This is a genomic window from Segatella copri, from assembly GCF_051861805.1.
GTDB classification, from domain to species: domain Bacteria; phylum Bacteroidota; class Bacteroidia; order Bacteroidales; family Bacteroidaceae; genus Prevotella; species Prevotella copri_M.
The window spans coordinates 2830615-2843831 of sequence record NZ_CP146520.1; the positions used below are offsets into that span (position 1 = coordinate 2830615).

Annotated in this window: 10 protein-coding genes, 1 other RNA gene and 1 pseudogene; 5 read left to right on the forward strand and 7 right to left on the reverse strand. The window is 47.9% G+C overall.

Going from position 1 to position 13217, the window contains the following annotated elements:
* The first annotated feature begins 223 nt into the window (after positions 1 to 223).
* Entirely contained in the window at positions 224 to 1558 is a 1335-nt protein-coding gene (locus V8Z93_RS11200; RefSeq protein WP_006847509.1) for an NADP-specific glutamate dehydrogenase, read from the forward strand.
* Between the two features lie 150 nt (positions 1559 to 1708).
* On the opposite strand, the gene V8Z93_RS11205 is transcribed toward V8Z93_RS11200, so the two are convergent.
* The 3 genes from V8Z93_RS11205 to rnpB form a co-directional block, all read right to left on the reverse strand.
* Positions 1709 to 2119: a YkvA family protein gene (locus tag V8Z93_RS11205; RefSeq protein WP_203041009.1), complete on the reverse strand. Its 411-nt coding sequence runs from the start codon at positions 2117 to 2119 to the stop codon at positions 1709 to 1711.
* A 95-nt stretch (positions 2120 to 2214) separates the two neighbouring features.
* Positions 2215 to 2652 carry a hypothetical protein gene (locus V8Z93_RS11210; RefSeq protein WP_217764013.1) on the reverse strand — a complete coding sequence of 146 codons (438 nt, stop codon included), beginning with the start codon at positions 2650 to 2652 and terminating at the stop codon, positions 2215 to 2217.
* Positions 2653 to 2738: 86 nt separating this feature from the next.
* An RNA gene (gene rnpB / locus V8Z93_RS11215) (RNase P RNA component class A) lies at positions 2739 to 3166 on the reverse strand.
* A 476-nt stretch (positions 3167 to 3642) separates the two neighbouring features.
* On the opposite strand from rnpB, the gene V8Z93_RS11220 reads away from it, so the two are divergent.
* From V8Z93_RS11220 to V8Z93_RS11235, 4 genes and pseudogenes are all read left to right on the forward strand, one after another.
* Positions 3643 to 5112 (forward strand): Do family serine endopeptidase, encoded by a 1470-nt coding sequence (locus V8Z93_RS11220; protein WP_203041011.1) that lies wholly within the window; start codon positions 3643 to 3645, stop codon positions 5110 to 5112.
* Between the two features lie 201 nt (positions 5113 to 5313).
* A complete protein-coding gene (locus V8Z93_RS11225; RefSeq protein WP_203049605.1) occupies positions 5314 to 6177 on the forward strand; it encodes a sigma-70 family RNA polymerase sigma factor in 864 nt (287 codons plus the stop codon).
* An 87-nt stretch (positions 6178 to 6264) separates the two neighbouring features.
* The gene (locus tag V8Z93_RS11230) at positions 6265 to 6873 is read left to right on the forward strand and encodes a hypothetical protein (protein WP_203049606.1); all 609 of its coding nucleotides are present in this window, start codon (positions 6265 to 6267) and stop codon (positions 6871 to 6873) included.
* Positions 6874 to 6904: 31 nt separating this feature from the next.
* Positions 6905 to 7783, forward strand: a pseudogene (locus V8Z93_RS11235) (hypothetical protein); the annotation flags it as partial.
* Between the two features lie 500 nt (positions 7784 to 8283).
* On the opposite strand, the gene V8Z93_RS11240 reads toward V8Z93_RS11235, so the two are convergent.
* The 4 genes from V8Z93_RS11240 to V8Z93_RS11255 form a co-directional block, all read right to left on the reverse strand.
* Positions 8284 to 8550: a PqqD family protein gene (locus V8Z93_RS11240; protein ID WP_217764011.1), complete on the reverse strand. Its 267-nt coding sequence runs from the start codon at positions 8548 to 8550 to the stop codon at positions 8284 to 8286.
* 50 nt (positions 8551 to 8600) lie between these two features.
* The gene (locus V8Z93_RS11245; RefSeq protein WP_439431538.1) at positions 8601 to 10793 is read right to left on the reverse strand and encodes a S9 family peptidase; all 2193 of its coding nucleotides are present in this window, start codon (positions 10791 to 10793) and stop codon (positions 8601 to 8603) included.
* Positions 10794 to 10907: 114 nt separating this feature from the next.
* Positions 10908 to 11726, reverse strand: coding sequence for a gliding motility protein GldB (locus tag V8Z93_RS11250; protein WP_203049609.1), 819 nt, complete (start codon positions 11724 to 11726; stop codon positions 10908 to 10910).
* A gap of 218 nt (positions 11727 to 11944) precedes the next feature.
* Positions 11945 to 13192, reverse strand: coding sequence for a DUF4861 domain-containing protein (locus tag V8Z93_RS11255; protein ID WP_439431539.1), 1248 nt, complete (start codon positions 13190 to 13192; stop codon positions 11945 to 11947).
* Between the last annotated feature and the right edge of the window lie 25 nt (positions 13193 to 13217).

Genomic DNA, 13217 nt, shown 5'->3' on the forward strand with positions numbered 1-13217 from the left:
TTCAACTCTTGCTTTGCAGACAGTTTTTACCCATTTTTCCTATATATAATAATGTGTACGCATACAATTACACTACATTAACTATTAGAAAAAGTTAAAAGAGTATCTATTTTCTACTTTTTCTTCATTTTTTCTTTCTTTTTGTTGGTTATTTCAACAAAAATCTATACCTTTGCAAACAGAAAATAGAAAACAATAATTTAAACACAATAAAAGAAAGATTATGAAAGCATCTGAAGTAATCGCGAATCTCCAAAGAAGATTCCCAAACGAGCCTGAGTACATCCAGGCAGTTAGTCAGGTTCTCGGTACTATCGAGGAAGAGTACAACAAGCACCCTGAGTTTGAGAAGGCAAACCTCATCGAGCGTCTCTGCATCCCAGACCGCATCATCCAGTTCCGTGTATCTTGGGTTGATGATAAGGGTAACGTACAGACTAACATGGGTTACCGCGTTCAGCACAACAATGCGATTGGCCCTTACAAGGGAGGTCTTCGCTATCACAAGTCTGTGAACTTGGGTATTTTGAAGTTCTTGGCTTTCGAGCAGACATTCAAGAACTCTCTTACAACTCTGCCAATGGGTGGTGCTAAGGGTGGTTCCGACTTCTCTCCACGTGGCAAGAGCAACAACGAGGTGATGCGTTTCTGCCAGGCTTTCATGACAGAGCTTTATCGTCACATGGGTCCAGACGAGGATGTTCCAGCTGGTGACATCGGTGTAGGTGGCCGTGAGGTAGGTTACCTCTTCGGAATGTACAAGAAGTTGACACACCAGTTCCAGGGCGTCTTGACCGGTAAGGGTCAGGAGTTCGGCGGTTCATTGATCCGTCCTGAGGCTACAGGTTACGGTAACGTATACTTCCTCTGCAACATGCTCGCTACCAAGGGTATTGACATCAAGGGCAAGACTGTTTTGGTTTCAGGTTCAGGTAATGTAGCGCAGTACACTATGGAGAAGTTGCTCCAGTTGGGTGCTAAGCCAGTTACATGTTCAGATTCAGACGGTTACATCTACGACCCAGACGGAATCGACCGCGAGAAGCTCGATTACATCATGGAGCTCAAGAACGTAGAGCGTGGCCGTATCAAGGAGTATGCAGAGAAGTATGGTGTAAAATATGTTGCGGGTGCTAAGCCTTGGTTTGAGAAGGCAGACATCGCTCTCCCATCAGCTACTCAGAACGAAATCAACGAGGAGGCAGCCAAGGCTCTCATCGCCAACGGCGTTATCGCAGTGAGCGAGGGTGCTAACATGCCTTCTACTCCAGAGGCTATCAAAGTATTCCAGGATGCTAAGATTCTCTACTCTCCAGGTAAGGCAGCCAACGCAGGTGGTGTGGCAGTATCAGGTCTTGAGATGAGCCAGAACTCAGAGCGTCTGAAGTGGTCTCGTGAGGAGGTTGATGCTAAGCTCCACGACATCATGAACGATATTCACGCTAACTGCGTGAAGTATGGTACAGAGCCAGACGGTTACGTAAATTACGTAAAGGGTGCAAACGTAGCCGGCTTCCTGAAGGTAGCTAAGGCTATGATGGCTCAGGGCATCGTTTAATCCAAGAAGACTACCAACTTGGTTATGATATAGAAAGAGGGCAATCCGGAATATCGGATTGCCCTCTTTTGCTATGATAAACATCGATTTTGGGATGATGAAAATCGGCAGAAAACGAAAGGATTCCTGCCGATATTTCTCTTCTGTTATTTATACCGGTGTATCTTCCGGTTTCTCCTTGAAGAGGTCGTCTGCCTCCTTAGGCAGCTCATCCTCATCAAACCATTGCGAAAGCTTGCTGTAGGCTTTCTGCTTGGCATCTTCTGAAACATCGCCCCAAACCTTCTTGAGCACGAAGAGCAGCACGGCAAGGTCGTCGCCCAAGCCGGCAATAGGAATGGCATCAGGGATGACATCCAGCGGACTGATGAGGTAGCCCAAGGCTCCTATAATCATCGCCTTGTCTCTCAGCGCCACCTTGTCGCTCTCTAATGTATAATAGAGAATGAGGGCTGCATAAACCATCTTGGCACCTGCACGCTTAGCCACGTGCGAAATCTTCTCGACAAATGCACTCTGAGTGAACTTGTCCTTATAAGCCATAAAGTCTGGTAAAGTCATGTTAATTTATAATTAATAATTAATAATTTATAGTTTATAGTTTCGGGAAGGCTTTTGGAATACTTCCAAGAGGCTTCCGAAAGACTTCCTATGGGCTATGCCTTCGGCTCATAGAAGAGCACAGCCTTGATGAAGGTCTCCATCTGGGTTTCCTTGTGCTTGTTCACGCGATAGGCGATGACCATCTGAAGCAAAGCCTTGAAGAAGCAGGCAAGCAGCAGACCGATGATAAGGGCTATGACGGTGGTGAGGGCCTTGCCATTCTCATAGATAGGCGACTTGTCGGGGAAACAAGACAAGATTAAAACTGGGATAACGGTAATGAAACCGCCCACCGTGAGCTGGGTACGCTTGGAGCCGCCCATATCGAGGATGGCCTGCTTATCGAAGAGATAGTCGTCCAAATCCATGCGGGTAATACCATAGTTCTCGAACTTAGGGAAGTCGGCATTCGCACCATACTTCTCTATCTTACTGGTCACCTTGTGCTCAAAATCATCTAATATCTGCTTTTCCGGTTCTCTGAGATTCATAATCCTGTTAGTTATATTAAAAACGTTTGAAATATCGCACCCTACATTATTATATATATAGCGATGCGGAAAGAACTAAAAAGAAAGAAAGCAGTGCCCCTATAAGCCGAGTTCTGTTCCTGCCCCAAGAAAGGAAACAGGCGCCTGTCATTTATCTAGTCCCAGAGTCACCCCTGGGCTCAAGCACTCTACCCTCCACAGTAGCCCGAAGGCAATCGGACGAGCCGCCCTCAATCTGCGGTTTACATGAGCTTACAGCTCCCAGATGGCACAGCCTGACGATTACCCGCCAGCTGGTGGTCTCTTACACCACCTTCTCACCCTTACCCGACACTAAACCACGACGTATGCTGAAAGCCCCATCGCTACGGAATAAGTTTCGGGCGGTTGTTTTCTTCTACCGACACCTACTGTCACCAATAGCTTCTATTTTCGGAAGTGGGATGCCCTTTGCTGCCCGGACTTTCCTCTTTCATCCCCATCAGGGAATGCCAGCGACAAGCCGGAGCACTGCTTTCGAACTGCAAAGGTAACAAAAAAGTTCGACTTAACCGCTAATTTTGCTAAGTTTTTAAACTCTTTTCGCTTTTCTTTGCCATCTCAATGCCGCTTTCAGGATATTCGAGAAGGTTTTCTGACTACTTTTCTACTAACCTTCTTTATATTCGTTTACAATTTGCAGACATTTAGTTTTATATACAGAAGTAGAAAATTTCAGAAAAGTAGCAAACAATTGTAAAAATGGGACTATTCTTGTTTAAGAGCCGTTAAAGTGTTAATTTCAAATGTTAAAACGGGATAAAAATTAGCACAAAGTTATCCGTATATCAAAAAATGATTCTATATTTGCATCCGAAAAGCTGAGGCTAGGGCTGACAGAAGTGACAGACTCAGGAAGTTTGGCACAGTATTGGCAAGGCTGAAAGCTATAACATAATAAAGATGAAAGTAACAATCAAACGAAAGTAATAATAAAAAAGATATTGAAACATGAAAAAGGTAACTAATTATGTAATGGCAGTGCTATGCGTAGGATCGCTGGCATTCTCAACAGGTGCATTTATGAAGGTGAACGCTTCTCCAGCAGTAACAGCTGAGGCACCAGGTCAACCGGTAGATTTGACTTACGCAGCAGAGAAGGCTCTGCCAGCCGTGGTACATATCAAATACGTTCAGAACTCAAAGGTGAAGACTGTGGATGTGCAGAGCGACCCGTTCGGAGGTTTCTTCGACCCATTCGGATTCTTCGGAAACCCAGGACAGGGAAATGGCGGAACACGCAAGCAGCAGGTACAGACTCCTAAGAGAGAGGCCACTGGTTCGGGCGTCATCATCAGCGCAGACGGCTACATCGTAACCAACAACCACGTGGTGGAAGGTGCCGACGAGCTGACCGTTACCCTGAACGACAACCGCGAATATTCAGCACGCATCATCGGTACCGACAAGACCACCGACCTTGCCTTGATCAAGATTGACGGCAAGAACCTGCCTACCCTTCCTATCGCCAACAGCGACAACGTGAAGGTGGGTGAATGGGTCATCGCAGTGGGCAACCCATTCGGACTGAACAACACCGTTACCGCAGGTATCATCTCCGCCAAGGCACGTTCGCTGGGCGCCAACGGCGTAGAGAGCTTCATCCAAACCGATGCAGCCATCAACGCAGGTAACTCGGGCGGTGCACTGGTCAACACCCAGGGTGAACTGGTAGGTATCAACGCCATGCTCTATTCCCAGACCGGTTCTTATGCAGGTTACGGTTTTGCCATCCCTACTTCTATCATGAACAAGGTAGTAGACGACTTGAAGAAATACGGCAGCGTACAGCGCGTGATGCTTAGCATCCAGGGTAGCGACGTTCTCAACTACATCAACGCCCAGAAGGAGAACGGAAAGGAAGTTGACTTAGGTACCAACGAGGGTGTTTATATTGCCAAGGTAGATGAGGACGGCAACGGTGCAGCAGCCGGACTGAAGGAAGGTGACGTCATCACCAAGGTAGACGGCAAGAAGGTGACCAAGATGGCAGAGTTGCAGGAGTCACTGAACGGCAAGCGCCCTGGCGACAAGATGAGCATCACCTACTTGCGCAACAAGAAGACCAACACGAAGACCATCACCCTGAAGAATGCCCAGGGCAACACTTCCGTAATTAAGAGCGCTGACCTCGACGTCCTCGGCGGCACCTTCCGCCCTATCAGCGAGAGCCAGAAGAACCAGCTCAGCATCAAGTATGGTGTAGAAGTGATGAAGGTTAACAGCGGTGCACTGAAGGATGCAGGTGTATCACGCGGATTCATTATCCAGCGCATCAACGACAACAACATTACATCGCTCGACGACCTGCAGAAAGCCGTGAAGAGTGCTTCTACCAGCAAGGATCCTGTGCTCTACATCCAGGGCGTATGGCCTACCGGCAAGAAGGCTTACTTCGCAGTTCCTCTGCAGAAGGACTAACCGTTGCTGATAAAGAGAGCATTGGAGTTGATGAAAAAAGCATAAAAAAGTGGGGCTTTCAACTCTCCTAAAGAGGATTGAATCGTCTCAGAAATGATAAAAAATAACAAAATAGCAGGTATTTTCAAAAATATCTGCTATTTTTTTTGTCGTTTCAAACAAAAAGTGTAATTTTGCATCAACATAAAATGAAATGTTACCATGAGACAACTAAAAATTTCAAAATCGATAACGAATCGCGAAAGCGCATCGTTAGAAAAGTATCTCCAAGAAATTGGACACGAGGACCTTCTCACCACAGAGGAAGAGGTGGAACTCGCGCAGAAAATAAGGGAAGGTGATAAGAGAGCTCTAGAGAGATTAACCAAGGCAAACTTGCGTTTCGTGGTATCTGTGGCTAAGCAGTATCAAAATCAGGGACTCAGCTTACCCGACCTTATCAATGAGGGCAACGTAGGTCTTATCAAAGCTGCCCAGAAATTCGATGAAACCCGCGGCTTCAAGTTCATCTCCTACGCCGTATGGTGGATTCGCCAGAGCATTCTGCAGGCAATAGCCGAGCAGAGCAGAATAGTGCGCCTTCCACTCAACCAGGTGGGAAGCGTAAACAAGATAGCGAAGGAACTCAACAAGTTTGAGCAGGAACACGAACGCAAACCCAGCGTTGACGAGATAGCCGAACGTGTAGACCTGCCGGAAGACAAGATCAGTGACGCCCTGAAGGCAAACTCACGCCATGTAAGCATGGATGCTCCCATTGCCGACGGCGAGGACAGCAGCATGATGGACTACTATACTTCGGGTGATGCCCCAAGTACAGACTACCAGCTGGACAGAGAATCCCTGCACAAGGAAATTGAAAGAGTAATCCTGACCCTCACCGAACGTGAGCAGAAGGTGATGAGAGCCTTTTACGGCATCGGAGAACCGGAGCTGACGCTTGATGAGATAGGAACAAAATATAATCTGACCCGGGAACGAGTGCGCCAAATTAAGGAAAAAGCCATTCGCCGAATCAGACACAACACGAATAACCAACTGCTGAAATCCTACTTGGGAAGATAGGACAACCTGTTTTTCAGAAATAGGGCAACCTGTTTAGATTTAGGTGGGACGACGGCTTTAAAAATATCAGTAGAAGAAAAATAAGAAATGAAAGTATTAAGAATTGCATTAGCACTGGCCATCGTAGCCATCTCTTCGCTTGCAGCACAGGCAAAGGTTGAACCAACGACTGCATATATGTTTGGTTTTGCATCGTCGTTCAACGACTCTACCGTGTACATCACCAGCGTTCAGAAAGTAGATTCCGTATATCTCAGCCATAAGAACCTGTTTCTGGAAGGCAGAGACAACTACTCTTTCCAGCTTCGTGATTACCTGGAGTCAATCGGCGAGCCTAAGAGAACCTGCATCGTGATGTTCGACCGCAACTTCAAGAAGGCAGAGAAAAAGTGGACCAAGCTCTACGAGCGCTACACCAAGAAGACAAAGGCCAAGCGCCTGAAGAGCGGAGAAAAGCCAAAGGAACTTCCTTCACCATGGCAGGTGAAGAGCGTGGACGAGAACAAGTTCACCTTCAAGCCTATCACTCCTGACAATATGGAGGAACCAATGACCAAGCAGGAGCGTAAGGAAGCAAAGATGAAGGCTAAGGAAGAGGTGAAGAAGCAGAAGGCGGAAGCAAAAAAGCAGAAGGCAGATGCAAAAAAGCAGAAAGCGGAAGCTAAGGCGGAAGCCAAGAATGCCAAATCCAAGTAAAAAAGCAGCTACCCTATAGCAAACCGAAAAAATGAAAGACAATTTTTACCGCGTCGCCGAGTTGGACATGCTGATACAGTTCGCAGAATCTGCCACCAACGACGAGCGACTCATAGAATCATTCGAACCCTTCAGAGTTTCTGCTCCGAAGGGCTCGATTTTATTCCACCTTACCGTAGATGACAGTACCCGACCTTATCCCAAGGAAAAACGCGAACGAATCAGAAACTTTGATACTGGCAGCGGACATACCTTGGTTGACAAGCTCGACAATGGCGGATACCAGTTTATCATCCGCGACATCTATGATGCCGACTGTGCACTGGTCATTACCAACGCCGACTTCAGCGAATGCCACTGTGCGCTTAACGGCAGCATGAACATGCGCCGATTCGGTCTTAACAACACGCTGATGCTCATCTACGCCTTTTCATCCTGCCCATACGACACGCTGATGCTTCATGCTTCCCTGGTTCGCCAGAATGGCTACGGCTATGCGTTCATCGCCAAGAGTGGAACTGGAAAGAGCACGCACGTGAGTCTCTGGCTGAGACATCTGAAGGGCTGCGACCTGATGAACGATGACAATCCAATCCTGCGAATCATCGGGGGCAAGGTTTACATCTTCGGAAGTCCATGGAGCGGCAAGACGCCTTGCTATCGCAACGTGAAGGCTCCGCTGGGTGCCATCACCCGCATCGACAGGGCTGAAGAAAACTCAGTGGATAAGCTCTCGCCCGTGGCAGCCTTCGCATCGCTCTTGCCTGCCTGCTCTAGCATGAAATGGGACAAGGACATCTATGACCGCATCTGTGCCACCATCACCAAGGTGATAGAATCCATAGGAATCTACACCCTCCACTGCCTGCCCGACAAAGAGGCAGCACTGGTTTGCAACAGAGCTATCAGCGTGAAGGAAAGTCTGGTTGAGGCTACAGCCCGACTTCTGGAAGAAGGTCATACGGTGACACTTCCACTTCGCGGCTATTCGATGCGTCCCTTCCTGGAAGACAACCGCGACAAGGCGCTGCTCCGCAAAGCCACGCTGGAAGACGTGGTAGAAGGAAATGCCGTACTTGCAGAAGTAAAACCCCATCATTACGTGCTCCATCGTATCGTGAAGGTAGAGGGAGAAAAGGTGACGCTGAGAGGCGACGGCAACTTCGGTGTGGAAGTCTGCCAAAGAAAAGATGTAAGGGGTGCCGTGATAGGCTTCTACAGAAAAGGAAGGAAATCCATCGACAGGACAGACGCCCTGAAATGGCGCATCTACTCCAGAATGTGGACCCGCCTCTTCCCTATCCGCCGCTATCTGCTGGCAGCATGGAAGATATGGAATGGAAAATATAAGAAATAAAAAATGGGCAATCCTCGTCTTGTAGGATTGCCCATTTTTTATAAATATCTATTTTACTCGATAATGCCAGCCTTCATCCACTGCGCCACGAGTGCTTCTACATCCTTGGCTGCCGTATCAGCATCAACCTCATATTCCTGGGTAAGCAACTCTACCAGATTGTTCTTGTCGAACTCCTTGCCCTGGATGCTGTTCCAGAGATAAGCAGAACTCTCGTTCATGCTGATGATGCTGCTGAAATCGATGTTCTCAGCACCTTCTGCCACTATCACGTTTTCTCCGCACACCTGGCGAAGATTAAAACCTTTCTTTGTTTTCATGCTATAGTTTTTTATCGTTTATATTCATTGCCTATGGCACAAGCTCACCCTTATTTATTCAGGTGAGTCTTGAACCAGTCTGTAATCTGGCGAAGCAGATGATTACGGGTGTTGCCGCCAGAGATGCCATGGTTACGATTGGTGTACCAAATCTCCTTGAAATCCTTGTCTGCCTGCACCAAGGCCTCAGCATACTCAAAGGTGTTCTGCGGATGCACATTGTCATCAGCCACACCATGACAGAGGAGCAGGGCTCCATGCTGCTTGCCGGCACGCTCGATAGGATTGTCGTTATAACCCTTCTCGTTCTCCTTCGGAGTACGCATATAGCGCTCGGTATAAACAGAATCGTAGTAACGGTAGCAGGTAGGAGGCGCTACGGCTACACCTGCATAGAACACAGGGCGACCCTCACTCATACTCATCAGGGTGTTGAAACCACCATAGCTCCATCCCCAGATTCCGATGTTGTTCTTATCCACGTATGGAAGGCTACCCATGTAGAGAGCAGTCTCCACCTGATCCTTAGACTCCAGATCGCCAAGGGTAAGATAGGTACACTTCTCAAACTCCGCGCCACGTCCGCCTGTACCACGTCCATCCACGCAAGCCACGATGAATCCCTCCTGTGCCAGATAGTAATCGAAGGCTCCGCCGGAACCCATGCTACCTGTGCTCCAGGCATTGAGCACCTGCTGACTGCCAGGACCCGAATACTGGAAGAGGATGACTGGATATTTCTTGCTGGCGTCGAAATCTACAGGCTTCACCATCCAACCATCGAGCTTCACGCCCTCGGAAGTGGTAAAGGAGAAAGTCTCACGCTTGCCCCAGTTGTACTTCTGTGTCTTCTCAATCAACTCCTTATTGTCTTCCAAGGTCTTGATCACCTTTCCCTTATTGTTGCGGACGGTGTAGACGTATGGATGACTGTAGCTGCTCCAGTTGTTCACGAAATAGCGGTAATCGCCCGAGAAATAAGCCGAGTTGGAACCCTCCTGAGAAGTGAGTCGTTCCACCTTTCCGTTCTTGTGAGCCACATACACCTGGCGGTCGTGCGCATTGAGCATGGCTGCCTGGAAATAAACGTCGCCCGTCTTCTCGTCCATACCGTAGATGGCAGTCACATCATAGTTACCCTTCTCCACCTGACGGATCAGTTTGCCGTTCATATCGTAGAGATAGAGGTGCATATAGCCGTCGCGGTCGCTAGGAAGCAGGATGTTCTTCTTGCCCACGATGCTGTTCTCTACCACTTCTTCCTTCACAAACTTAGGAACGATTTCCTGGATGAGCTGCTTGCTCTTACCGGTGAAAGGATTTACGGAATAGAGGCGCATATCGTCCTGATGGCGATTCATCGTATAGACGATGAGGCTGTTGGCATCAGGAGAAGTCTTGATGCGAGGATAATAGCCGTCAGCATCTACAGGCACATCCAGAGCGATGGTCTTGCCCGACTTCATATCGTAGCTCCAGAGGCTCACCTTGGAATTATCCTGTCCTGCCTTAGGATATTTATAGGAATACTCGCCCGGATAGTCGTGAAACTCCTTTCTGGTAGGATTTGAACCCTCGAAGAGCTGGAGCGAATAGGTCTTCACATGGCTCTCGTCGAAACGGATCCATCCGATGGATGTTCCATCCGCATTCCATGCAAAGGCACGGTTGAAGGCAAACTCCTCCTCGTAAACCCAATCAGGAATACCATTGATAATTTCATTGAACTTACCATCCTTGGTTACTTGTACTTCCTTCTCGCCATCGGTAACGAAGATGTTATTGTCCTTGACGAAAGCCACGTGGCGGGAGTCTGGCGACCAGGTAGCCACCTGCTGGTTCTCGCCCTCAGAGAGTTTCTTGATGGTCTTCGAAGCAATGTTGTAGATGAAATACTCAGCCTTGAACGAACGGCGATACACCGCCTTGCGCTTGGTGAAGATAAGCATCTTCTTGCCATCAGGACTGATGACATAGCCCTCAACACTCTGCATAGGCGCTTTGGCAGCATCTACGTCGAAGAGCACAGCCACCTGCTTACCCGTCTTGAACGAATAACTAACAATCTGCTTTCCGTCATTGCTGATAGAAGCATAGAGATCGGTTCCCTCGATAGGGTTGATACCGGTAACGTATGAGGCAGAGAATTCGCCGGAGGTAATAGCCTTCAGATCGAGCTTCTCTGCCGCTTGCATTGCTGATACCATCATGATACTTGCAATTAAAACTGAAAATCTTTTCATGTATTATATGAATACTTTATGTTGTTTACTCTATCATTTAATCCCTGATGGAATGCGTTGAAGCCCTTGCGCTTTCCTAAACTACGTGAAACGGACTAATCCTTGTGAAACAGACTAATCCTTGTGCAACGCCTCAATAGGCGAATAGTCTTCATCCTGAAGCAACTCCTTCACGGTAATCTTCGGATTACGCTTCACAAAAGCCTGGATAGTCTTCACATACTTGGTTTCGAACACATCCTTGCCCATCGCCTTGTTCACAGCCCACATAATCTTGCCCATGTGAAGGTCACGGTCCAACTGCGCACGGGTATCAAAGTTCTTCATCTGATAGTTGCTGAGCAGATAGAAGGTAAGACAATCGGGCACGATATACTGGCGCTGCATGGTGCTGCGCTGCTGGACTGTATAGAACTTCTTGTAGAGCGGATAATCCGGGCCCATATACTTATCGAGCGAGATGCCCACAGAATGCTCACCCACCACAATGCTCTGGTCTAAGGCACCTATCTGGGCATAGAAATAAGGCTGAGGAAGTTCTGGAATCCAATCGTGCAAACGGCCGAACGCCTTCTTGAGCTGGTCATTGATATCATCCATGTTGGCGTATTCCGCCTCTGCATCGGCTATCAGAGCCTGCAGGGTGGAATCCTGATAGAACATCAGGAAACGGTTGCTGATGTTGGCATCAGTGATGGTGCCCAACTGCAGCATCTTCTCAATCAGCGTACGGGTTTCTATCGGATAATCGGTGTTCATCTGCTGAAGGGCTGAAAAATCACCTGTAGTGAGGTATCTGCTCTGCAAGCGGTCGTAGCGCTGCACCGTGAGAGGTACAGCATCGGCTTCCTCATTCGGCTTGAACTTAAACTCGCAAGCCGAACAAAGCAGTATGATTGCTAATATGACAATATAATCAAATATCTTTTTCACGATAATTCACATTCTTCAAGTTACGACTGCAAAAATACTAAAAATTATTTAAATTACCAAGTATTTTTGCTAAAAAATCAAACTCATCCGTGAAAAAAGATGGGTTTTACTCTAAATTCATTAACAAAAAAGCCAATAATGGGCAAATAAGACTTTCTTTTTGCTCATTATTGGCTATTTGCGCAATATTTTAATGATCGGATGCTGCAATAAGTCTATTATCGGATGCTGCAGGAAACAGCCACCTTGACAGGCTCTTCTATCTGCTTCTTCCAATCCTTCAACCACTGATACCACTCCTTCTCGCCCTTAAAGCCATAGGTTTCGTTGGCACTAGTATAAGCAAGCTTATAGCTCAGCTTATTACCAGTAGGTTTCACCACCTGGGTATAGCAATCCTTGTTGGCTGGTTCCTGGCTAACCAATGCCGACTGTGGCACGTAGATTCCCAAGCCCACAGTCTCCAGCTTATGCTTGCCGTCATCCTTGCCCGTTGGCCAGTCGCTTCCGTAGCAGCCACGCAATCCCTTGCCATCAGCAAACTCGCTGGAGCCCTTCACATTGATAAGACCTGTGGCAAACTGATAATCGGAAGCATCCTTGTTGAAGAACACATCTACATCAAAATCGCGATGACCGGCATAGATGGTGTAACGGATAGTGGCATTCACAGGCTTCAAACCCGGAGCTGGTACCCAACCATTATCCACCACTTCGACGATGGCACGGAGCGGACCTTCGGAGATAACCCGCTGCTCCTGATACTTCACATCGTTGAGATGCAGCTGATTCTTGCCGTCCCATCCACGCAGGGCGCCCAATCCGTAGGTGTTGCCTACCCAAAGGCAGTCGTCGCCAGAACCAGCCTGAAGCTGTTCTTCGGATGGATAGAACTGGGTATCATAGACAACCAGTCCCTTGTTAATCTTGCCATAGAGGTCGATGGTCTGGCGATTGTCGAAATATACACGCATGGCAACCAGTTCACTCTCGAAGCAGACGCCATGAGAATGCACGTAGTGATACACATCCTTGGTCTTCTTGTCGAAAGAGATGCTGCGCAGATAGATGTCCTGCTTGTTCTTTGCCAACTTCTTGTTCTTGCTAGGCAAGCAAAGTTCGGCAAAGGTACGGGCCGGATACTGTGCCTGCTCGCCATCCTGATAGAGCTGAACCTGATAGGTCTTGGTCTCCTTCTTGCCAAGGTCAACCAGGAAACAGAGCTCATCGTTGGTGCAATCGCGATTGGTGTCGTCGAGCTGGGAAGGAATCTCCTTGCCATCCACCTTAACCACGGCACGCTGAATAGCGCCAATGGATCCTAACTTACTGAGGTCGATAACCACCGGAGCATCGGTCTTAGCCGATTTGGAAGGGTTAGATACCGACACTTCGAAATTCGCCTGAGCCTGGGCTGATAAGGTCATCAGCGATACCAGCGCCATCATCATTTGTTTCTTCATCATAGATTCTTATTTTAAGTTTGTTTAT